Origin of the sequence: Acetobacter indonesiensis, assembly GCF_000963945.1 — a bacterium.
Taxonomy (GTDB): domain Bacteria; phylum Pseudomonadota; class Alphaproteobacteria; order Acetobacterales; family Acetobacteraceae; genus Acetobacter; species Acetobacter indonesiensis.
Genome location: NZ_BAMW01000089.1, coordinates 1 through 2460 on the forward strand (window position 1 = coordinate 1; position 2460 = coordinate 2460).

The 2460-nt window shown below is 46.1% G+C and carries 1 protein-coding gene; it reads right to left on the reverse strand.

Annotated features, from left to right (window positions below):
• On the reverse strand, positions 1–2095 hold a 2095-nt coding region (locus Abin_RS14910; RefSeq protein WP_048848387.1), incomplete at its 3' end, for a Hint domain-containing protein.
• Positions 2096–2460: the final 365 nt, after the last annotated feature.

Consider the following 2460-nt stretch of genomic DNA (forward strand, 5'->3'; position numbering starts at 1 on the left):
ATACAATACGGACTGAGGTTGTTCCGGGAGGAAGCATAAAGCTGTAAACGTTTTCTTCCTGACGAACAGGCCTCACTGATGCTCCATTTTCTGTTACGAGATGAAGATCAGGATTGTGAGTCAGTTGCGCTGTGGTAACTGAATCCTGTTCTCCGAAGAGTTTTACACTGCGTGCCTGAAGTGTACGGAAAACAGGTTCGACAAAGCTACGCTCAACGCACAGAGGAACGGCTGCGTCATTTTCCCAGTTTTGGTTGGTGTTTCTGAGAGAAACAAGGTTTCCTTCCTGGATGAAGGCACGGCGATTGCCAGTATCAAGGTAGCTTTCGGTCAACATGCCGTCTGCCTTAATGACAGCATGGTGCTCCGTTTCTATGTGATAGTAATCATAGGTGGTGATGGATTTGTCATAGAAGATTGAGGAGCCATTAATCAGCATTCGGGCAGGAATGAAACGCCCATCAAAGAACAGACAATGCTCTGGGGTAATCAGCATATCCTTGTATGGCACGCCATCTGAAACAGCATCTTTAAGAATACGCACCGGGTAGCCTGCTTCGTCATTTCGCAGGTGAGGGCGAACCGTTGCACGTGCTTTTCCTGCCCAGGTGACAGTTGTTTCTTGAGAAACTCCATGCACGTAAGCAATGACCGTATCACCCATACGGATGTTTTCGACAGGGACATCTCCTTTAGGAGTATCGATCATGCTGCCCGAAAGAAAGCAGACTTCAGCAGATGCGCCACCATGACCATCATCAGAAAGGATAAATCCAGTATTTTTGACACCAGGAATATTCAGGGTAATGGTGTTACCGTTAGCGAGCGTAACCACAACCTGATCATCAGACGGATAAGCATAAGATGCTCCATCTGCTGAAACCCCAGGTAGGTCGATACTATCAGAGTTTCCTGGTTTGCTGCCGTTCCAGCCACTGATCACAGTGCTGACTGTTCCCCCGCTTTCCAGACCAGAAATAGTCAAACCATGATTTGTGTCGCCTGAGAGATCAATCGTACCGCTGGTATTGTTCCAAATCGTAGCAGTTCCACCGTCTTGAATGGTCACGACGTCTGAAATAGTAGCGCCACTGGCTACAATAGCAGAACCACCACTCGATACGGACGTTAACCCAAGTACACTTCCGGAATCTGCATAAATTTTCCCACCAGAATTAACGTTATTATTATTTGATACGCCACCAGAAGCGATTGCTATTCCGCCGCCATTGTTGACACTCGTGTCTGAGGCAATGCCTGCAACCCATAAACCGCCACCACTGGAAATAATAATATCTTGGCCCATGCCCCCTTTGCTGACCACAATATTACCAAATGCGGCTGCATCGGCATTGGTGAGAACCCCACCAGATAGAACATTAATCTGTGCCCCAGAGGTAGCGGTGAGAGAGGTTGTATGCTGGTTATCGTATGTTGTTCCGGAGCCAATATTGAGTGTGCCTCCCGCCAGAAGGCTTGTGTAAGATCCAGAGCCTCCTCCTGTGAAAGTCAGAGTTCCGCCACTGGAGATGACAGTGCTAGTGGACTTTCCTCCTGAAGAGACAGTGATCGTCCCGCCGTTACCTGCATCGGCATTGGTGAGAACCCCACCAGATAGAACATTAATCTGGGCTCCAGAGGTAGCGGTTCCCCCACTGATTGTTCCCCCAGACCGTGCGACTGTCTTACCCTTTAAAATAGCGCCAGAAGAGAAAATAACTGTCCCAATAGATCCTGCATTTCCGGCAATAATATCTTCTGCGATGCCTCCACTGAGTATGGTGGTTATACCCCCAGAAGTAGCAGCTCCTCCTGAAATAAAACCACCATCATATACGATTATTTTACCTCTGTTTAGCCAGTCTCCGGTACTATTCCTCTGAAGTAATTTTGCTCCGCTAAGAACAAGTATTTCCCCTCCTTCAGTATTACCAGACGCCTGTTCAATTGTTTGCTGTATACCGGTGGCTCCAGAAGAAAGGATCTCCTGAGAGTTACTGGTAACAGTCACGCCTGAAACAACTTGACCCGATGTGAAAGTTGTTGTGCCTGGAGTAAGGTAAGGCGTTCCATTAGAAGGATAGACAATACTCATTTTATCACTTTCAAAAATGGTGATTTGCGCAAAACGTTCATGTATGGGGTTTATTTTTAATATTAAAATACTTGATTAGATTGATTGGTATCTTTAAACAGATAATGTTTTCTAAGAGCAAACTTTTTCGGGAGGGGAGGGTTTGCGCAAATCACGAATTTTTCAATCTAATATCCAATGAGGAAGTAATGACAACATATACGGTAAGCAGTGGTGCTTCTCTTGCAAATGGCGATATCCCCTGGAGTTCTGGAAATACAAAATATGATAGTGTAGTCGTCCTAAGTGGTGGGACTATCTCTAATGAAACTATAAATAACGGTGCTACTGTTGTTATTAGCTCAGGAGGACTTACAGTCGGCAAC